Source organism: Brevundimonas kwangchunensis (assembly GCF_039523815.1).
In the GTDB taxonomy this organism is placed as follows: Bacteria; Pseudomonadota; Alphaproteobacteria; order Caulobacterales; family Caulobacteraceae; genus Brevundimonas; species Brevundimonas kwangchunensis.
Genome location: NZ_BAAAGA010000005.1, coordinates 398,952 through 416,912 on the forward strand (window position 1 = coordinate 398,952; position 17,961 = coordinate 416,912).

The window sequence follows — 17,961 nt, forward strand, 5'->3', positions numbered from 1 at the left end:
CACAGAAGTTCCAGACCCGCCCCCTCCCTGCTCCGTCGCGCCGACATAGCGAAAGCTCAGTCCTCTTCGGGATCGATGAGGCCTGAGCGAACCCCGACCGCGACCGCCTCGATCCGGGTCCGCACCCCCAGTTTGGCGCAGGCCTTTTCAAGGTAGCTGTCGACAGTCCGTGGCGAGAGCCCAACGATCTGGCCGATGTCCGCGGAGCTTTTGCCGCGGCTGACCCAAAGCAGACACTCTGTTTCGCGGCCGCTCAAAACCAGGGGCGGACGGCGTTCCGCATGATGACTGTGCTCCACGACCCGCTCGCATACTGTTGATCCTGATGCACGGTGAGCGGGAATCAACAGCCCGGCAACGACAGTGAATTGCGGGGCGTCCGCCAGTTTTTTGCGGCTGGGTCCACCTCCGTTGTAGGGCGAATTGACGCGCTTGCTCCGGGGCAGACGCCCTTTTAGACCGCCCCGGTCGGGCGCCGTGATATAGGCGCGCAGCTTGAGCCGGGGTCCGTCCATGAGACGGGGGCGCCGCTGTGAACCGAAGCAGCGGGCCTCGCGATCGCAGAGGATTCCAACGCCCGACCCCTCCGGCTTGCACCGCGATTCCGTTTGATTCATGCTAGCGGGGCCGGCGCTTGCGTCGGTGGGGCCTGGAATCCCCTGTGCGATATCAGATCATCGACGGCGTCGCGCATCGCGCGGATGCCCGTTCCCCACGCCTGACGGCGCGCGCCCGTGCGCCTGTCCCGGGCCGTGCGGACCTGCCTGGATTCCGGACCTCTCGTCGAGAGGTCGGAGATCCGTGGTGAGCGATACGAAACAGCTGGGAGCGGAGGCGCAGGACGGCATCAACCGTCTCTATCGGCGCTATGCCGCGTGGCTGGATCGGCGCTTGCGAGCCCATGTCGACGCCGATGCGGCGGCCGATGTCGTTCAGGAGACCTATATCCGCGCCGCGCCCTACGCGCTGGACGACATCCGCCACCCGAAGGCCTTCCTGCTCAAGATCGCCCTCAATCTGGTCCGTGACGAAAGCCGGAGAGAGGGGCGCCGCCGCCGGGACCGGGAATCTCAGAGACCGCCTGAAGCCGAGGCCGCCCCCCAGTTTGATCAGGTGCTGCTGGAGCAGGTGATCCGGTCCATGCCGCAACTCTACCGCGACGTCTTCGTCTTGAGCCGCTTTGGCGGTATGACCTATCCCGAGATCGCCCAGTCGTTCGGGATCAGCGTAAAAACGGTGGAATGGCGAATGTCCAGGGCGCTCGAGTACTGCGCGTCTCGGCTGGACTTGTAGGCAAGACGGATGACGATCGAGGCTGAAGCCGACATCAGGCGCAAGGAAGCGGCGGACTGGTTCAGCAAGTTGAACCAGCGCAAGGTCACGACTGCGGACATCAAGGGGTTCAGCGCGTGGCGGCGCGATCCCGAGAATGCGCGCGCCTTCAGTCGCCTTGAGGCGATGTGGGACGCGGCGGGAACGCTGGCGAAGACTTCGGGGATGGCAGCCCTGACCGAGGACGCCGCGAGCCGGGCGCGCCAGGCGCCGAAGCGGCGGCGGAGCCTGCCCGGCCGCCTGATCCCGCTGGGCGCGGCGGGCGCTGCCGTTCTGGCGCTCGCCTTGGGAAGCTGGTCCTGGTGGTCCGCCCAGCGTCCGGACGCCTATGACACCGCCATCGGAGAACAGCGCACGGTCCGGCTGACAGACGGCTCACGCATCATTCTCGACACGGACACTCACGTCACGGTCCGGTTCAGCGGTTCCGAACGCCTCGTGACCCTGGCCTCCGGTCGCGCCATGTTCGAGGTCGAGGGCGATCCCGACCGCCCCTTCCTGGTCAAGGCCGGCGACACCGAGGTGACCGCGATCGGCACCCGGTTCGACGTCCGCCGGAGCGGCGCGGGCGCCCAGATCGTTCTGGTCGAAGGCCAAGTCGCGGTCCGGCAGGACGCGTCGGTGCGGCCGACATGGACCCTCGCGCCGGGGCAGCAGGTCACGACCTCGGTCCAACGCCCCGGGGTCATCGCGGTGAATGTACCGGCTGCTACGAGTTGGACGACCGGTCGTCTGACGTTCGAGAACACCCCGATCGCGGTCGCCGTAGCGGAGGTCAATCGCTACAGCCCCTCGCCGGTTGAGCTGCGGGACGACCGGATCTCGTCCGTCCGTGTCAGCGGCGTCTTCGATGCGGGCGATGTTGACGGCTTCGTCGCGGCGCTCCGGGACCTCTACGCCCTGGAAGCGACCCGCGCGCCGGACGGTCATCTCGTCTTGACGGGTCCCGCCTGAAAATAATCTGACCCCGGACTTAGGGGACGGCCCGCGACCCGACGTCTCCTCCCCGACCCGCAAAACTGCGGGTAGAAAAACGGGGGAGATCATGGGTCACAGGTTCACTTCAACCGCGTTCGCCGCGCTGATGATGGGTGTCGCGACGCCGGTGGCGGCGCAGTCCATCGACGCCGTGCGCGCGTTCAGCATCGGGGCCGGACCGCTGGAACGGAGCCTGCCGGTCTTCGCCCAGCAGAGCGGCCTGCAGATTCTCTATCCCAGCGCCCTCGTCGCCGGGCGTCAGGCCCCTGCCGTTACGGGGGATTACACGGCGGAAGCGGCGCTCGCTCAACTGCTGCGGGGGACAGGCCTTACCTATCGTCAGAGCCGGCCGAATGTCTTCGTGCTGATCGATCCCTCGGCCCGCGCGGAGGCTGAGCCGGAAGCCACGCAGCTTGAGGAGGTGGTGGTCACGGGCAGCTATTTCCGGGGCGTGGACAGTCCCTCGCCTGTCACGGTGCTGACCCAGGACGATGTGGCGCGGCAGGGACGCGCGACGGTGGCGGAAACCTTGGCCGCCCTCCCCCAGAATTTCACCGGCGCCGCCTATGAGGGCTCCGCGAACACCGGCGCGGATCGTTCGGCCCGGAACAGCGGCGCGGCGACCGGCCTGAACCTGCGCGGTCTCGGCGCAGACGCGACCCTCGTCCTCGTCAACGGCCGGCGGATCGCCGGCACCGGCATCTCCGGCGACTTCGCCGACGTCTCCAACATTCCGTCCAGCGCGATCGCGAGGGTTGACGTGCTGCTGGACGGCGCTTCGGCTCTTTACGGCGCGGACGCGGTAGGCGGCGTCGTCAATATCATCCTGAAATCCGAGTTCGAGCAGGCGGAAAGCCGCGTGCGGCTTGGAGGCACCAGCGACGGCGGCGCCGAGGAAGTGCTGCTGTCCCACGTGGGCGGGTTTAATTGGGCGAGCGGAAGCCTCGTCGCGGCCTATGAATTCCACGATCGCGGGGAGCTCCGGTCGGAGGATCGACGGGTGACCGCCAGCGCCGACCTGCGCCCCCTGGGCGGCTCGGACTGGCGGCTGGTCTACAGCGCGCCCGGCAACATCATGGCGCAAAATCCGGTCACGGGCTCCTACCAGCCCATCTTCGCCATTCCTCGCGATCAGAACGGCGTGGGGCTGACGGCAAGCGACTTCCTGGCCAATCAGGTCAATCTCACGAACCAGAACCTGGGCCAGTGGTTCCTGCCGCACCAGCGTCGGCACAGCCTCTTCGCCGCGGCGCGGCAGAACCTTCCCTTCGGCTTCAGCCTCGACGGCGACATCCGCTACACGGAACGGAACCACACGCTCCAGACTCCCGCCGACACCGGCATCGTGGTGATCACCTCCGCCAATCCTCACTTCGTGTCGCCGGTGGGCGCGACCCGCCACGACATCGCCTATTCCTGGATCGACGAGCTGGGCCCAGCCCTCTCGGAAGGCCGCACGCGCAGCGTCAGCGGAGCCCTTGGTCTCAACGGCTCGATCCAGGACTGGAACGTGTCGGCCTATGTCAGCGGTGGTCGGGAGTTCAGCAGCCGAACGCTGTCCAACCGCGTGCAGACGACCTTCCTTCAGGAGGCTCTCGGGTCACGGGCGGACATCCCGACCACGACTTTCAGAACGGCGGTCGACGGCTTCTTCAATCCCTACGGCGACCCCGCCAACACCAGCGCTGCGATGCGGGCGCACATTGGCTCGGGCTATTCCTGGACCGATCATAGGACCACCGTGGCGTCGGCGAACCTCAAGGCGGACGGATCGATCCTGGAGCTCGCCGGCGGGCCGTTGCGCATGGCCGTGGGCGTCGACCTTCGCCGCGAACGGTTCGAGACCGAAGGCGAAAATTTCCTCTCCGGCGTGGCGCCGCGCATCGTCGCCCCGCTCGTCTATGAGCGGGACGTCTCGGCGGCCTTCGTCGAATTCCGCGCGCCGTTCATAAGCGCCGCCAACGCCCGCCCTGGGCTCGAGCGCCTGGAGTTCTCTCTCGCGGCCCGAATCGAAGACCATGAGGGCGTTGGTCAATCCACCAATCCCAAGGTCGGTCTGCTCTACAGCCCCACCCCCGACCTGCTGCTGCGCGCGAGCCATGGCACATCGTTCCGCGCGCCTGCGCTCCGGGAGCTGTTCACGGCCTATGCGCTGGGTCCGACCTTCCTCAACCGGGGCGGCGTCAATATTCTGGCGGTCGTCCAGTACGGCGGCAACCCTGATTTGCGGCCGGAAACGGCCACCTCGACCACCGCAGGTTTCGTCTGGACACCGGCGGCTCTCAGCGGCTTCCGGCTGGAAGGCGGGTGGTTCCGGACCCGGTTCGAGGACCGCATCGGCAATCCCGTTCTCGAGAACCTGACGAATGTTCTCAACGACCCCGCCCTGTCGCCCTTCGTTCGCTTCGTGAGCCCGGCTACGAACGCGGAAGATCGCGCTCTCGTCCAGTCGCTGCTGGACCATCCCGGCAACTTCAATCCGACCGTCATGCCTGTCACCGCCTATGGCGTGATCGTGGACAACCGCTTCGTCAACGCCGCCGCCGTCGAGGTCGAGGGACTGGACCTGTCGGCTCGGTATCGCTTTGACTTGGGCGACGGTCAGATGTCGATCGATGGATCAATCACGCACCTGCTCGCGAACGATCGCCAGATCACGGCGGCCTCGCCCAACGAAAATTTGCTGGGAGACCCGCACTTCCCCGCGCGCTGGCGGGGTCGGCTCGGCGGTCAGTGGCTGAGCGGCCCCCTGACGCTCGGCTTCATCGCCAACTACGTCAGCGGCGGTCGAGACCCCGTCGGCGGTCGCGGCATCGACGACTGGGCGACCTTCGACGGCCAGGTCCGCTATGACTTCCGCGGCTGGGGCCAGGGCCTTTCCCTGTCCCTGAACGTGCTCAATCTCGCGAACTCGGAACCGCCGTTCTACGACGCGTCGCGCGGGATCGGCTACGACGCGGCGAACACCAATGCGCTCGGCCGCCAGATCTCCCTGCAACTCGTCAAGCGCTGGTGAGACGCCATGCGCAAACGGCTGCTCGGCGCGCTGGCCGCGCTGACTCTGGGGTGCCCGACGACGGGCGCCTCGGAGCCCCTGACACTCGACACCCTGCTCGGGCTTGAGAGCTTCGGGCGGATCGCCATCGATCCGTCCGGCGCCGTGATCGTGTTCGAGGAACGGCGCGCGCGGGACGATCTGCCCCGCTACGACCTGCAGCCCGAGGGCGCGCTCCGCTATGCCCGCCTCTATCGCGCCGATATCGAGCGCTCCGCTGGCGTCAGGCCTCTCCTGCCGATGGACGAGGACGCCGGCTACACGGCCGGCCCCTTCTCGCCCGAAGGCGGCAAGCTCATCGTCTTCCGCCTTCGGGCGCTCGAGTATCGCATCGGTGTCGTCGATATGGTCACGGGCGGGGTGGTCTGGACCGACCTCTCTCCCGAGACAGGGGCCTGGGGGCGATCCGTGGAGTGGCTGTCCGAAGACGCCTTCGTCATGCTCGGCATGCCCGACGGCGTCCTGCCCCCACGTCTGGCGGACACCAACCGCACGCAGAGAGAGCTGCCCCGGCTCTGGGATCAGGCGGCGCGGGGGGAAGCGACGTTTGTCGCCGTCGGCTTGGGACCCGAACCGGAGCGCCCCCTGCGCGACCTCTGGCGGGTCGATGCCCGCACCGGCGCCGCGACACGCCTCGCCCGAGGGCCCTTTTTCGATTTCGAGGCGTCTCCGGACGGCCGCCACATCGCCCTGCTCGTTGACGGTCCTCTGCAGACCCTGCCCTCGCCCGGCAGCGCCACGGAGTTTCGACGGAGCCGCAGCCTGCGGATGGTGGATCTGAAATCCGGGCAGACACGAGATCCGCCTGAAGCCCAGGATATTTCGACAAGTGTGATGACATGGTCGCCGGCCTCCGACGCTTTGCTCATCGCCGCGATCGACGGCGACCGTCCCCGTCTGCTCTCGATCGACCCGGCCGGCGCGGCACGGGATGTCACACCACCCGATGTCACCCCGGCCGTTCCGCTCGATTTCCATGGCTCGCCGACAGCCGAAGCCGGCTGGATCGGTCACACGCCTGTCGTGCGAGGCCGTGATCGCGATGACGAGGGCTGGTTTCTGAGCGGCGACAGCGGCGCGGTAAAGCTCGCGGATCTGGCGCCGGACGCCCGCCTCGTCGCCCAGGGACGCCGCGGCGCGCTTTTTGTCAGCCGAGGCCGTGTGATCCGCCAAAGCGCCGACGGCCCGCCTGAAGACCTCGGCGCGCTCGCGTCGGTCGTTCGGCCGGATGGGCCGCTCGGGCAGCGGGCCCAGGCGAGCCCGATGAAGCAGGGGAGCGCGGTGGTCCTGGATCAGACGGGACGTCTGTGCCGAACGTCGGCCGACCAAGGTCCAATGGATTGCGTCGCCGGGCCGTCCGGGGCGGCCGTGAGCTGGTCGCACGGCGTTGCGGTCGCGCGCGGGGCCGAGGGCCGGGCGGCCAATCACCTCACCGCAACCCGTGGCGCCTCGTTCGAGACGATCTGGAGCCTCAATCCTGAGCTCGACGGCGTCGACCTCACGCCCGCTCGTCGCATCGACGGACCGGACGGCGCCGGAGGCTGGCTGTATGCCCCGGCTCGCCAGGGGGCCCACCCCCCTCCCGTGGTGGTCACCCCCTATCCCGACCGGGTCTATTCGACGCCGCCGCCCACCATGCGCCCCGAAGCCGGCAATCTGACGCTTAACGGCCAACTGCTGGTCGCCGCCGGCTACGCCGTACTCTACCCGGACCTTCCCGTTGGCCCCGAGCCTGCGGACGGTCTGGCGGACCGCATCCTCGCCGTGGTCGACGCCGCCGCCAACGACGGCCTCGTCGATGGCGACAGGATCGGCCTGTGGGGTCACAGCTTCGGCGCCTGGGCGGTCGTCCTGAGCGCGGCGCAGTCTCCCCGGTTCAAGGCTGTCGTCGCCCTGAATGGTTCCTACAATCTCGCGGGCTCCCTCGGCAGGCTGTCGAGCCACGCCCGGTTAGCCGGGGAAAACGACGCCGCAATCATGGGAACGGCGCGGTGGCTGGAAGCCGGTCAGGTCGCGATGCGGGCGTCCTACTGGTCCGATCCCGAACGCTACAGACGCGGCAGCGCCTTTGAACAGGCCAACCAGATATCAGCCGCCGTCCTGCTTGTGCACGGAGAAATGGACCATGGGACGGGCGAGGCGGAAGGCATGTACGCAGCCCTCAGACGCCTCGGGCATCCAGCCGCGCTGCTCTATCTGATCGGCGAAGATCACAGTCTCCACAACCCCGGCAACGCCCGCATCTACTACCGACAACTCATCGACTGGTTCGATCGCCATCTGGCCATGACCGAGCCGCCAATCGCGACGTCCATCGCCGGATCCAGGCCTCCGTCAGGGCCAGGGTAAGGAGTCGGGAGAAGCCCCCGCGCCACAACAGCGCCTCGCGGGCGAGGTCGGGTTCAAGGTCGTCCAGCAGGCCGGCCTGGGCCAAGGCGCCGCCCAGCAGGTAGTCCTTGAGAAAGGGCAATTGGCCCGCGACAGCCTCGCCGTAGAAGGCGCCGAGTTCGCCCTTCGAACGGCGAGCGTAGATCGAAGGGGGCAGGACGTCCTTGAACGCCGCGCGGGCGGCGAACCGATCGCGGCCGCCCCAGGTCAAATCGACGGTCGACCAGGACAGGCCCGCCTCCATGACGGGCTGGCTCAGCAGCGGATTCACGCAGACCCCCTCCCGGCTCCGCGCGGCCTGACCCTGAAAGGTCTGACAAAAGGCGAGGATCGAGATCTGCAGCGCCTTCGCGGGCGGAACGCCTTTCAGATCATCGAGCCAGGGATGATCCCAATCGGCGCGGCTGCGCCGATGCTCCTGCAACGCCCGGAGCCAGGCCGAGGGCCAGAGCGACCGTCGGGTCCAGCGCGCGATCCGATGGACGGCCGCGGGTCGCGCCCAGAGGCCGCGCTCCTGAAGTTCATCGAAGGCGATCAGCGGGCTCGGCATCTGGAAGAAGACCGCGTCGCCGCCCTGCCCCGTCAGCGATCCCCATGCTCCGCCTTCCCGAACGCGGACGGCGATATCGTCGTTGTAGTCGGTATCGATGTCGTTGGTGGCGGGTCTGAAGGCGTCCGTCGTCCTCGCCAGGCGCTCGGCGGACAGGTTCAATCCTTCGCGCCGCACTTCGGTCAGCCCATGGCTGTGGCGCGCCACGACCGCGCGCGCATAGGCGCGCTCGTCGCCCTCGGGGTGCTCCACATAGTGGTTCACCCATGCCGCGACGCGATCGCGCTGTAACGGCTCCAGGGAGGCTGCGACGATCGCGGAGTCGAGGCCGCCGCTCACCTCGGCGATCCACCTGTGATCTCCGGCCAGACTTCGTACCGCCGTCTGCACAACCGAGCGGAGGTCGGCTGGTCGATCGCGGCCGCCCCGATAGATGTCCGCAGGCCGCCAGATTTGCGCGCCGTGCGAGCCGCCCGCGCCGACCACGCGAAGCTCTCCGCCGGCGATGGGCGTCAGTTTTGTCAGAGCGAGAGAGTGGCGGTACTCGCCGCCGCGGCCGACCAGCCGCGCGACGGCCTCCCAGTCCAAGGCCAGGTCGTCGGGCAGCAGTCTGTCCAGAACCGGAGCGGCGCTTGAGGCGATAAGGGTGACGCCGGACCTTCGCCAACAGACGGCCTCGATCGCACCGGATGGATCACGCAGGATCGCGGTGTCGCCCGCGGTGCGCCGGATGAGCACGTAACGGCCCCAACGCTCCGCGACGAGCCGCCGGGCCGCGGTCGCGTCCAAGGGCCGACAGGCCAGCACCGCAAGCTCCGAGGTTGGGGTGGCGCGGCCGGAGTTGCCGAACATCTGCCCAATGAGAACTCCATGACCGTCCAGCCCGGCTGTGATCGCGAGCCGATCAGACGGCGCATAGACCGCGACAAAGGGGTGCGACACCCGGCAAGACCAGCCCGCGCCGGCCAGCCGCCGTCGCATCGGCGCGACGACCGCTTCCAGCGCGGCAGCCGTGTCGCCCACAAGGACAACGAAGGAGTCCACGCCCATGTCAGATCACCAGGATCGGATGGAAATGGCTCAGCGTCTCAGCAGACTGACTGACGCAGACATCGTCGACCTGCAGCCAACAGTGGGCCAGGAACGGCCAGGCGCGAACTCCGAACACCCAGTCGGCGTCGAGGCCGCCGGCGTTGAGGAAGCGCAGCAGAAGCTCGGCCTGGAACAGGCAGGCCCCGGTTCGGGGCGCGAACGGCAGAAGCTGGAAGAAGGTCTCCGCGCGCGACGAGATCGCGTCAAGATCATCTCGTCGCCCGCTGCGGTTCGCATAGGCAGCCGCCAATCGGGTCAGGGTTGGACGGCGCCGGGCGCAATCGGCCCAGATTCCGCCGAACGTGGCGACATCGCCCAAGCGCGGCCGGGAAGAGGAAGACGCCGGCAATTGGCGCACAGGAAGCGGCGGCGGCGCGACAGCCGCCGCGCGTGCGGGACCGGAGTGCAGCAGCTCGGCGGAGGCAAGCTCCAATAGAACGTCCATCGATCCGCGAAGGCGCTCACCGTCGACCGCGATGTTTCCGCAATCCGGAAACAGCAGATAGTCGTCCGCCGCGAGGTCGAGCAGGATCAGATCCCGCCCGACCGGAACCGCGTGGACGCCCAGCGCCAGTTGGCCTTCCTCGGTCATTCGAGCGGTAGATCGTAGCGGTGGGTCACCTGCAGCTCGACGAATTCCCCGCCCTTGCCCCGGGTCAGCCGTCGTGCCGGTCCGAGGATCACAAGGCGTCCAGTTGTTCTTTTCAGCATGAACTCTTCCTCCAATAGGGAGCGGTTCGGGGCCGCCCCGAAAGACGACCCCGGCCGCTTACTCGGGCGGCATCTCCCAGCGGAAATGCGAGTTCAGCTCGGCGAAATCGCCTTCGTCGACGGCGCGCGTCAGATTGCGCGCCCCGCCCAGCCGCAAGACGCGGCTCTTGTTCTGGACCTTCATGGCCAGACTCCCTTCTTCGATGACGGCCTCTGATCAGGACGCGCCGGGCGAGGCCGGACCGGGCGTCCGTGCCGCCCCGGAGGACGGCACGTCGCGCTCAGGCGCCCGGCGGGATCGTGTAGAGCTTGGAGGTGTTCAGCTCGGCGTAATCGCCTTCGTCGACCGCGCGCGTGAGGTCGCGAGCGGCGCCAAGGCGCACGAGGCGGGGGGTGCGGTGGGTGGTCATGGTCGTCTCCTCGTTGAAAAGTCGACAAAAGGTCGACGACGAACCATCAGCGCCTCAAAGCAAATCGATTCAAACTATATTGCGCGTATACTTTGACTGGTCGGGATCGATCCGCCGGGCGCGCGATGCGATCGTTCCGGCGGTGATCCGCCAGCGCGCATAGTAGATCTCGATACTGTCGCCGTCGGACGGAGGGGCCTCCGTCTCGATCGAAGGGGTCAGACCCCGCAGCGGCGCGAGACGACGACGAACCCGTGAGAGGCTCTCCAGCAGCGGTTGATTTTCGCAAACCTCGATCAGTTCGCCGATCCAGGTCTCGACCGCCGCATCCGAGGGGTCGGCCGGACCCGCGAGGTGGGCGTCGCGCGCCGCAAGCCGAACATGCGCGGCTTCAAGATCCAGCAAGCCGAGCACATCCTCCAGCGGCGTGGCGCGGGTGAAGTAGCCGAGCCCGCGGCGATCCTCGATCAGGCCTTCGCCGCAGAGCCGGGACAGAGCCTCACGCACCGGGCTGGTGCTGAGGTTCAATGAGGCGGCGATGTCGGCCACAGAAAGATGCTGCCCCGGCGCCAGCCCGCCCTCGATCGCCGTCCGCAAACTGGCGAGCGCCGTTCCGAAAGGATCGCGCTGTCTCATCGTCGCCCCCTTTCTGGGCCGTCGATCATCCGCAAATCGGCGACCGCCATACTCCGGGAAGGGTAAACGGTCTGGTCGCGCCTATACTGTTGTCCGCAAGAAACTTGCGTCATAACCGCAGCTTTTATGCTGTTGATATTTATCAGCTTTCATTTGACGCATGGCTGAGTCATTTTTCAACCTGTAGGGGTGAAGCAGGGTTCGTAATCGCGTGATGCCGGCGGCGAGGGAGTAAACCGAGACATGGACGCCCGGCACCCCCAGTCGACGAACGCGGTGCTCTCCTCAAGCCTGCGCCTGATCAGGGCGCATCGGCGCATGCGGTCGATCGACGTCGCCCAGGCCATGAACATGGCGCTCCGGTCGTACGAGCATTTTGAATCCGGGGCCGGACGAATCAACATCGAGCGGATCCATCGCTTCGCCGAGGTGACGGACAGCGATCCGCACGGGATCCTCGCGGCGCTCGCCCTCGGCTCCCCCGCCTTCGCCTTGCGGTGCGCCGACAACAAACTGGCGACAATCCTCGCCGTCGCCCTGCAGGAATTCGACGAGGAGGCCGGCGACGCCATCGCCGACCTCGACGCCCGGCCGATCATCAACACCTTCACCCGGATGTTCAGGGATCTCGCGGATCAGTCGGTTCGGCGCGATGCCGAAGCCGAGGCCTGGCTCGAGCAACGCCGAAGCCGGCTGATGACCCCGGAACGGGACGACGGCGGGTCGTAGATTCACGGTGCGAAGGTTCCGGACTGGCGCGCGGTCGGACTTTCGCGGCTGGATTCGGCGATGAAAACGCCCGCCCCCCTGTCCGCGCCGTCCTATGCTCCAGCGCTTGAGGCCTTGACCGAGCGGCAGTTCGAATGCCTGCAACTGGCGGCCACCGGACTGACCTCTTCGGGGATCGGCGAACGGCTCGGGCTCTCCCCCCGAACGGTCGATGAGCATCTGATGGCGGCCTGCGGCGCCCTCGGCGTGCGGACGCGCGTGCAGGCCGTCGCGCGTCTGGCGGTCGCCGCCCGTCGCGCAGGCGAGCCCCGCAGTTTCCTACCGTAGATTTCCCACGGGGCCTTGGCGGGTCGTCTGCATCGGCCGAACCCGATGAGATGACGGCTCTTCCAGGAGCCCCTCATGCTGGACCTCGCCCTCGTTCTCGCCCTGTCGCAAAGCTGCGCGCCGTCCGTGGCGCCGCAGACCCTCGCCGCCATTGCGCACGTTGAGAGCCGGTTCGATGCGCTCGCGATCGGGGTCAATCGCAGCCGCCTCCGCCCCGCCCGGGCGCGTGACGCGGCGGAGGCGGCGGCGACCGCCCGTCGCCTCCTGGCCCGAGGCGCGAACCTTGATCTGGGTCTGGCTCAGATCAACAGCGACAATCTCGACTGGCTGGGGCTGACGGTCGAGGACACGTTCGATCCCTGCCTGAATCTTCGTGCCGCGGCGACGGTGCTTCGCGCCGGCTACAGACCGGACGGCGAGACCCCGGAGCACCGGCAGTCCGCCCTCCGTACCGCCCTGTCCCGCTATAACACCGGCGATGCACAACGGGGTTTCCGCAACGGCTACGTCGCCAGGGTCGAGCAGGCGGCGATCAGACTGAACCTCGCCGCACCGGCAATGGCGATCACCCCCGAGCCGCCTGACGCGCTGCCTCCCGAACCGACGGCGCTGAGCGCCCTGCCTGCGGCCTGGGACGTCTTCGCACGCGGACCCGTGCGGGTCGCCTTTTCCACATCCGTCGACCGGAGCCACTGATGTCTCGTTCCCTGACCTTTCTGTCCTTCCCGCGTCACGTCGGCGCCGCGGCCTGCATCGCGCTGGCGGCCACCTGCCTGTCCGCGCAGCCCGCTCTCGCCTCGGCCAATGTCGAAGGCCTGCTCCAGAACGTCGTCGACATGCTCACCGGCAACACGGCCCGATTGCTGGCCGTTCTGGCGGTCGTGGTCGTCGGCATCCTGTGGATGTTCGGCCTGTTCGACCTGCGCCGCGCGGCGATCGTGGTCCTCGGCATCGTCGTGGTCTTCGGCGCGGCCGAGATCGTCAACCTGATCACGGGCGGCGCATGATGGACCTCCCCCTTTCATGGCTGGTGATCGGATCAGCCTCGGCCTGTCTCGCCCTGTGCCTGATGCTCGGCCTCAGGCTGATCTCGCCCAAGCGGTTCGCCCAGATCCTCGCAGGCCTCGCCTCGGGTCTCGCCGTCGGCCTCGCCTTGTCGCGCCTGTCTGCGGGAGGCTCCCATGGCTGACGAACGTCTGACCGAAGACCCGCTGTTCCTGGCCTGCACCCGGCCGGCCATGATCCTGGGCGTGCCCATGGAGGCCATGGGAGTCAACGTCATCCTGTCCGGCGTCGTCTTCCTGGTCGGCGGCAGCCTGCTCTATCTGCTCGTCGCGCCGGCCCTGCATCTGGTGTTCCGAGGCATCTGCCGGGCCGACCACAACGCCTTCCGGCTTCTCTTCGTCTACGTGGACACCAAGGGCCGGTCGCGCAATTCTGCGCTCTGGGGCGGGAGCTCGGCGACGCCGCTCCCGCTGGTTCGCCGCTATCGCCCCGTGGAGCTATCCCGTGGCTGAGGGCGGCGTCCCTGCGGCGCGGCTGCGGCGAGAAGCCGACGCCCGGCCGCACCTGCCCTATGCGCGCCACGTCTCGGACCAGGTGGTCGCGCTCGACAGCGGCGCCCTGATGATGGTGTTCCAGATCGACGGCGCCAGCTTCGAGACCGCCGACGCGCGCGATCTCAACGACTGGCACGTCAAGCTGAACCAGGCTTGGCGCAACCTCGCCGACGACCGTCTGGCGGTCTGGCACCATGTGGTGCGTCGCCCGGTCGAACTGGACCGGGCCACCGGCTTCCGTTCGGCCTTCGCGGGGGAGCTCGGCGCGCTCTACGACGACCGGGTGGCGGGCCGTCAGCTCTGGATCAACGAGCTGTTCGTCACCCTCGTCCTGCATCCGGGCCGCGACGCCGGCGACCGGGCCGCGGCGCTGGCGCGTCGTCTGAAGGCGGCGCGGCGGACCGACGCCGAGGTCGAGATCGCCCATATCCAGCGCATCGAAGAAGCCGGTCGCGATCTCGTGCAGTACCTCGCGCGCTACGCGCCGCGCCCGCTGGGCCTCTACGAACGCGGAGGCCTGTGGTTCTCCGAGCCGATGGAGGTCATGCGGCTGGTGCTCACCGGGCGTCGATCATCGGTCCCGATCGTGTTCGGCCATCTTGGCTCCGCCATCTACACCGTGCGCGCCATCTTCGGCCGCGAGACGATCGAACTGCGGGACACCGCCGAGGCGCGCTATGCCGGGGTCCTGGCCATCAAGGAATACCCCGCCGCGACCCGGCCCGGCCTCTGGGACGATCTGCTCAGCGTCCGTTTCGGCTTCGTCATCAGCCAGTCCTTCGCCTTTCTGTCCAAGGCTTCGGCCCGCGCGGTGATGGAGCGCAAGCAGAACCAGATGGTCTCGGCGCGCGATCGGGCGGCCTCCCAGATCACCGGCCTGTCGGACGCCTTGGACGACCTGGTCAGCAACCGCTTCGTGATGGGCGAACACCAGGCCTCGGTTCTCGTACACGGCGACACCCCGGCCGCGCTGGCGGACCACCTGTCCAAGGCCCGCGCCATCCTCGCGGACTCCGGCCTGGTCGTCGCCCGCGAAGACCTCGGTCTCGAGGCGGCCTTCTGGTCGCAATTCCCGGGCGCCTTCGCCCGCCGCACCCGGCCCGCAGCGATCACATCGCGCAATTTCGCGGCCCTGGCGCCGTTCCACGCCCATCCTGTCGGCAAGACGCGCGGCAACCACTGGGGCGAGGCCGTGGCCGTGCTGCGCACCACGGCCGGGTCGCCCTTCTGGTTCAACTTCCACGTCGGCGATCTCGGCCACACCTTCATCTGCGGGCCGTCCGGGTCGGGCAAGACGGTGGTGCAGAACTTTATGCTGGCCCAGTTGGAGCGGTTCGACGCCCAGCAGCTGTTCATCGACAAGGACCGGGGCGCCGAAATCTTCGTCCGCGCCTGCGGCGGGACCTATCTGGCCCTGCGCAACGGCGAGCCGACCGGTTTCGCCCCCTTCAAGGCGCTCGCGCCAACCCCCGCCAATCGCGCCTTCCTTATCCGGCTGGTCCGGGCCCTGGTCGCCCGTCCGAATGAGACCCTGACCGTGCCGCAGGCCCGCGCCATCGATCAGGGCGTCGCTGCGCTGGAGGCTCTGCCGCCCGAGCGCCGGTCCATCGCCGCCCTGCGGAGCCTGCTCGGCCAGGGCGACGCTGGCGGCGTCGGCGCGCGGCTGGAGCGCTGGCAACGCGGCGGTCCGCTCGGCTGGGTGCTCGACAACGACGCGGACGCCCTCAGCCTGGACGCGCGCTTCGCCGGTTTCGACATCACCCAGGTGCTCGACCACGACGAGGTCCGCACGCCGGCGATGTTGTATCTGTTCCACCGCATCGCCGAACGCGTCGACGGCCGTCGCCTCGTCCTCGACATCGACGAATTCTGGAAGGTGCTGGGTGATCCGGCCTTCACCGACCTCGCCCAGGACGGCCTCAAGACCTGGCGCAAGCAGAACGCCTTGATGGTGTTCGGCACCCAGTCCCCGGCCGACGCCCTGCGCTCCCCGATCGCCCACGCCATCCTCGAGCAGTGCGCGACCAAGATCTTCCTGCCCAACGCCCATGGTCAGGCGCGCGACTATGTCGACGGCTTCGGTCTGACCCAGGAGGAGTTCCGTCTCGTCCGCGAGGTCCTGACGCCGGAGTCGCATCGCTTCCTGGTCAAACAGGGGCACGACAGCGTCGTCGTCGAACTGGACCTCAGCGGCATGGACGACGCCCTGGCGGTCCTGTCCGGGCGGACCGAGACCGTCGCCCTGCTGGACCGGGTGCGCGCCGAGACCGGCGACGACTACGCGCTCTGGCGCGATCCCTTCCATGACCAAAGGAGGTTCCTGTGAAGACCCGCATCCTGTTCGCCGCGGCCACGGCCGCGTTCGCCCTCGCTGTCGCCCCCACGGTTCAGGCGCAGCAGATCGTCCACGATCCGAGAGCCCTCGCCCAGATGATCGAAGAGGCCCGCACCACCCTGGATCAGCTGAGGGCGCTTCAGACCCAGATCGAGCAGGGCCAGCAGCTGTTCGACAGCCTGAACGACCTGTCCGGCGTCAACGCCTTGGCCAGCGAGCTCGGACTGCCGACCGTGCGCAACCCCCTGCCGGACATGCGCGCCCTGCGGGCGGCGGCGAACGGCGACCTGAGCGCATTGGGCGACCTGGCCGACCGCGCCGACGCCATCCGCCGGGACACCCGGCTCTACACGCCCCCGACGGGCGATCTCGATCCGGCCGAGGCCTACTACCGCGACAGCCTCGAACGGGCCGGCGCCCGCACGGCGCGGGATCTCGCCGTCGGCGAGGCGGTGACCGGCGCCGCGGACCGGCGGCTCGAGGGGCTGGAGACGCTGCGGTCCGCGCTGGACACCGCGCCCAACGCCCGCGCCGTCCTGGATCTCGAAGCGCGGCTCGCGGCCGAACAGGCGCTGATCCAGAACGAACAGGTCCGCCTCCAGGGACTCGCCCTGACCCAGGCCGCCGAGGCCCGGCTGGAGGAGCAGCGCGCCCGCGAGCGGGCCGAGGCCGCGCGCGCCGCCCGGATGGACGTCTATCAGAGGGCGTTCCGGTGAGACGGTCCGCCCTCCTCGTCGCGCTCGGCCTCGTCGGCTGCGGGGCGCCCGACCGGACGGCCGAAGACTTCGCCGCCGATCCCGAGGCGGCCGAAGCGGTCATCGCGGCGTGCGAGGCCGGCCGTGAAGCGGACGACTGCGCGGCGGCGCGCGAGGGCCTGGCCGAGGCGCGGCGAACGACGCGGATGCGCGCCTACGAGCAGGCCTTCTGAGGAACCGACGATGACCTTCCGCGTCTTCGAACCCAGCTATGACTTCATCGACGAACGGCTGAACGTCTTCCTCGGCGAACGCCTGTCGTCGGTCATCGCCGAGGTCGAGGGGCCGCTGCGCATCGCCCTGGTTCTGTATGTCGTGCTCTACGGGGTGGCCATTCTGCGGGGCGCGATCAGCGAACCGGTGATGGACTTTGCGGTCCGGTCGCTGAAGCTGGCCTTCCTCTATCTGCTGGCCACCACGGCCGCCTATTCGACCTTCGTCACCGAGCCGCTGTTCACGGGCCTGCCGAACGCCCTGACCCGGGCGATCAGCGGCGCGGACACGCCCAGCGTCGGCGCGGCCTTCGACCAGTTCTTCGCCTATGCGGCCTGGCTGGGCGAGGACATCTCGCGCGACGCCTCGGCCTTCAATCCCGGCCCCTATGTGGTCTCGGCCGCCGTCTTCATCATCGGCGCCCTGGCCGCGGCGCTCGGCTTCGGCGTCGTACTGGTCGCCAAACTGGCCTTGGCCCTGCTCGTCACCCTCGGCCCTATCTTCATCGCCTGCGCGCTGTTCGACGCCACCCGACGCTTCTTCTTCGGCTGGCTCAGCCAGGCGGTGAACTACCTCGTCCTGTTCGCCCTGATCATCGTCATCTTCCAGCTGGTCCTGTCGCTCGTCCGCGACCAGTGGGGCGCGATCCAGGGCGCCGACCCGATGATCGGCGGGCTGATCTTCATCGCCCTGTGCCTGCTGGGGGCGATCTTCTTCCTCCAAACCCCGGCCATCGCCGCCGGCGTCGCGGGCGGGGCCAGCGCCGGCCTCGCCGACTTCGCCAATGCCGCGGCCCTGGGCGGAAGCGGCTCGGGCCGCGCCCAGGGTCCCCAGGAATCCAGCCGTCAGCCCCCGAGAGGCGGCGGCTCCATCCGACCGAGAGGCGCCTGA

Annotated in this window: 20 protein-coding genes; 14 read left to right on the forward strand and 6 right to left on the reverse strand. The window is 68.5% G+C overall.

Annotation, left to right across the window (positions count from 1 at the left end; all coding sequences use genetic code 11):
- Nucleotides 1-56 precede the first annotated feature (56 nt).
- Entirely contained in the window at nt 57-515 is a 459-nt protein-coding gene (locus ABDZ95_RS11085; protein ID WP_343793672.1) for a response regulator transcription factor, read from the reverse strand.
- Nucleotides 516-804: 289 nt separating this feature from the next.
- Here ABDZ95_RS11085 and ABDZ95_RS11090 point away from each other — a divergent pair, with 289 nt between their 5' ends.
- The 4 genes from ABDZ95_RS11090 to ABDZ95_RS11105 all read left to right on the forward strand — a co-directional run bounded on the left by ABDZ95_RS11090 (nt 805) and on the right by ABDZ95_RS11105 (nt 7,714).
- Nucleotides 805-1,293, forward strand: a complete 489-nt coding sequence (locus ABDZ95_RS11090) for an RNA polymerase sigma factor (RefSeq protein WP_343793674.1) — start codon at nt 805-807, stop codon at nt 1,291-1,293.
- A 9-nt stretch (nt 1,294-1,302) separates the two neighbouring features.
- Nucleotides 1,303-2,286 carry a FecR family protein gene (locus ABDZ95_RS11095; protein WP_343793676.1) on the forward strand — a complete coding sequence of 328 codons (984 nt, stop codon included), beginning with the start codon at nt 1,303-1,305 and terminating at the stop codon, nt 2,284-2,286.
- Nucleotides 2,287-2,377: 91 nt separating this feature from the next.
- Entirely contained in the window at nt 2,378-5,326 is a 2,949-nt protein-coding gene (locus ABDZ95_RS11100; RefSeq protein ID WP_343793678.1) for a TonB-dependent receptor domain-containing protein, read from the forward strand.
- Between the two features lie 144 nt (nt 5,327-5,470).
- Nucleotides 5,471-7,714, forward strand: a complete 2,244-nt coding sequence (locus ABDZ95_RS11105; protein ID WP_343793680.1) for a S9 family peptidase — start codon at nt 5,471-5,473, stop codon at nt 7,712-7,714.
- Here ABDZ95_RS11105 and ABDZ95_RS11110 read toward each other — a convergent pair.
- From ABDZ95_RS11110 to ABDZ95_RS11130, 5 genes are all read right to left on the reverse strand, one after another.
- Nucleotides 7,623-9,353 carry an asparagine synthase-related protein gene (locus ABDZ95_RS11110; protein WP_343793683.1) on the reverse strand — a complete coding sequence of 577 codons (1,731 nt, stop codon included), beginning with the start codon at nt 9,351-9,353 and terminating at the stop codon, nt 7,623-7,625. The two genes, ABDZ95_RS11105 and ABDZ95_RS11110, sit on opposite strands and share 92 nt — an antisense overlap.
- A gap of 1 nt (nt 9,354) precedes the next feature.
- Nucleotides 9,355-9,987, reverse strand: a complete 633-nt coding sequence (locus ABDZ95_RS11115; protein ID WP_343793685.1) for a lasso peptide biosynthesis B2 protein — start codon at nt 9,985-9,987, stop codon at nt 9,355-9,357.
- Between the two features lie 177 nt (nt 9,988-10,164).
- Nucleotides 10,165-10,290: a hypothetical protein gene (locus ABDZ95_RS11120; RefSeq protein ID WP_343793688.1), complete on the reverse strand. Its 126-nt coding sequence runs from the start codon at nt 10,288-10,290 to the stop codon at nt 10,165-10,167.
- 97 nt (nt 10,291-10,387) lie between these two features.
- Entirely contained in the window at nt 10,388-10,516 is a 129-nt protein-coding gene (locus tag ABDZ95_RS11125; protein ID WP_263973019.1) for a hypothetical protein, read from the reverse strand.
- A 69-nt stretch (nt 10,517-10,585) separates the two neighbouring features.
- On the reverse strand, nt 10,586-11,152 hold the full coding sequence (locus tag ABDZ95_RS11130) for a GntR family transcriptional regulator (RefSeq protein WP_343793692.1): 567 nt from the start codon (nt 11,150-11,152) through the stop codon (nt 10,586-10,588).
- A gap of 243 nt (nt 11,153-11,395) precedes the next feature.
- Between ABDZ95_RS11130 and ABDZ95_RS11135 the strand changes: the two genes are divergently transcribed.
- The 10 genes from ABDZ95_RS11135 (at nt 11,396) to ABDZ95_RS11180 (ending at nt 17,961) form a co-directional block, all read left to right on the forward strand.
- On the forward strand, nt 11,396-11,881 hold the full coding sequence (locus ABDZ95_RS11135) for a helix-turn-helix domain-containing protein (protein WP_343793695.1): 486 nt from the start codon (nt 11,396-11,398) through the stop codon (nt 11,879-11,881).
- A 60-nt stretch (nt 11,882-11,941) separates the two neighbouring features.
- Nucleotides 11,942-12,208 carry a helix-turn-helix domain-containing protein gene (locus ABDZ95_RS11140; protein WP_343793697.1) on the forward strand — a complete coding sequence of 89 codons (267 nt, stop codon included), beginning with the start codon at nt 11,942-11,944 and terminating at the stop codon, nt 12,206-12,208.
- Between the two features lie 75 nt (nt 12,209-12,283).
- Entirely contained in the window at nt 12,284-12,904 is a 621-nt protein-coding gene (locus tag ABDZ95_RS11145) for a lytic transglycosylase domain-containing protein (protein WP_343793699.1), read from the forward strand.
- Nucleotides 12,904-13,215: a TrbC/VirB2 family protein gene (locus tag ABDZ95_RS11150; protein ID WP_343793701.1), complete on the forward strand. Its 312-nt coding sequence runs from the start codon at nt 12,904-12,906 to the stop codon at nt 13,213-13,215. The genes ABDZ95_RS11145 and ABDZ95_RS11150 overlap by 1 nt, the downstream gene beginning before the upstream one ends.
- Nucleotides 13,215-13,397 (forward strand): hypothetical protein, encoded by a 183-nt coding sequence (locus tag ABDZ95_RS11155; protein WP_343793703.1) that lies wholly within the window; start codon nt 13,215-13,217, stop codon nt 13,395-13,397. Before ABDZ95_RS11150 ends, ABDZ95_RS11155 begins: the two co-directional genes overlap by 1 nt.
- Complete coding sequence (locus tag ABDZ95_RS11160) at nt 13,390-13,725, forward strand: VirB3 family type IV secretion system protein (protein ID WP_343793705.1); 336 nt, start codon at nt 13,390-13,392, stop codon at nt 13,723-13,725. Before ABDZ95_RS11155 ends, ABDZ95_RS11160 begins: the two co-directional genes overlap by 8 nt.
- Nucleotides 13,718-16,093, forward strand: coding sequence for a VirB4 family type IV secretion/conjugal transfer ATPase (locus ABDZ95_RS11165; RefSeq protein WP_343793707.1), 2,376 nt, complete (start codon nt 13,718-13,720; stop codon nt 16,091-16,093). The genes ABDZ95_RS11160 and ABDZ95_RS11165 overlap by 8 nt, the downstream gene beginning before the upstream one ends.
- Nucleotides 16,090-16,818 carry a TrbJ/VirB5 family protein gene (locus tag ABDZ95_RS11170; RefSeq protein WP_343793709.1) on the forward strand — a complete coding sequence of 243 codons (729 nt, stop codon included), beginning with the start codon at nt 16,090-16,092 and terminating at the stop codon, nt 16,816-16,818. Before ABDZ95_RS11165 ends, ABDZ95_RS11170 begins: the two co-directional genes overlap by 4 nt.
- The gene (locus ABDZ95_RS11175; RefSeq protein WP_343793711.1) at nt 16,815-17,030 is read left to right on the forward strand and encodes an EexN family lipoprotein; all 216 of its coding nucleotides are present in this window, start codon (nt 16,815-16,817) and stop codon (nt 17,028-17,030) included. Before ABDZ95_RS11170 ends, ABDZ95_RS11175 begins: the two co-directional genes overlap by 4 nt.
- Before the next feature lie 10 nt (nt 17,031-17,040).
- Entirely contained in the window at nt 17,041-17,961 is a 921-nt protein-coding gene (locus ABDZ95_RS11180) for a TrbL/VirB6 family protein (RefSeq protein WP_343793713.1), read from the forward strand.

Coding starts and splice junctions, on each gene's coding strand:
- ABDZ95_RS11135 (WP_343793695.1), top strand. CDS start 11,396: ATGGACGCCCGGCACCCCCAGTCGACGAACGCGGTGCTCTCCTCAAGC.
- ABDZ95_RS11115 (WP_343793685.1), bottom strand. CDS start 9,987: ATGACCGAGGAAGGCCAACTGGCGCTGGGCGTCCACGCGGTTCCGGTC.
- ABDZ95_RS11145 (WP_343793699.1), top strand. CDS start 12,284: ATGCTGGACCTCGCCCTCGTTCTCGCCCTGTCGCAAAGCTGCGCGCCG.
- ABDZ95_RS11155 (WP_343793703.1), top strand. CDS start 13,215: ATGGACCTCCCCCTTTCATGGCTGGTGATCGGATCAGCCTCGGCCTGT.
- ABDZ95_RS11095 (WP_343793676.1), top strand. CDS start 1,303: ATGACGATCGAGGCTGAAGCCGACATCAGGCGCAAGGAAGCGGCGGAC.
- ABDZ95_RS11160 (WP_343793705.1), top strand. CDS start 13,390: ATGGCTGACGAACGTCTGACCGAAGACCCGCTGTTCCTGGCCTGCACC.
- ABDZ95_RS11180 (WP_343793713.1), top strand. CDS start 17,041: ATGACCTTCCGCGTCTTCGAACCCAGCTATGACTTCATCGACGAACGG.
- ABDZ95_RS11110 (WP_343793683.1), bottom strand. CDS start 9,353: ATGGGCGTGGACTCCTTCGTTGTCCTTGTGGGCGACACGGCTGCCGCG.
- ABDZ95_RS11085 (WP_343793672.1), bottom strand. CDS start 515: ATGGACGGACCCCGGCTCAAGCTGCGCGCCTATATCACGGCGCCCGAC.
- ABDZ95_RS11100 (WP_343793678.1), top strand. CDS start 2,378: ATGGGTCACAGGTTCACTTCAACCGCGTTCGCCGCGCTGATGATGGGT.
- ABDZ95_RS11120 (WP_343793688.1), bottom strand. CDS start 10,290: ATGAAGGTCCAGAACAAGAGCCGCGTCTTGCGGCTGGGCGGGGCGCGC.
- ABDZ95_RS11140 (WP_343793697.1), top strand. CDS start 11,942: ATGAAAACGCCCGCCCCCCTGTCCGCGCCGTCCTATGCTCCAGCGCTT.
- ABDZ95_RS11125 (WP_263973019.1), bottom strand. CDS start 10,516: ATGACCACCCACCGCACCCCCCGCCTCGTGCGCCTTGGCGCCGCTCGC.
- ABDZ95_RS11130 (WP_343793692.1), bottom strand. CDS start 11,152: ATGAGACAGCGCGATCCTTTCGGAACGGCGCTCGCCAGTTTGCGGACG.
- ABDZ95_RS11150 (WP_343793701.1), top strand. CDS start 12,904: ATGTCTCGTTCCCTGACCTTTCTGTCCTTCCCGCGTCACGTCGGCGCC.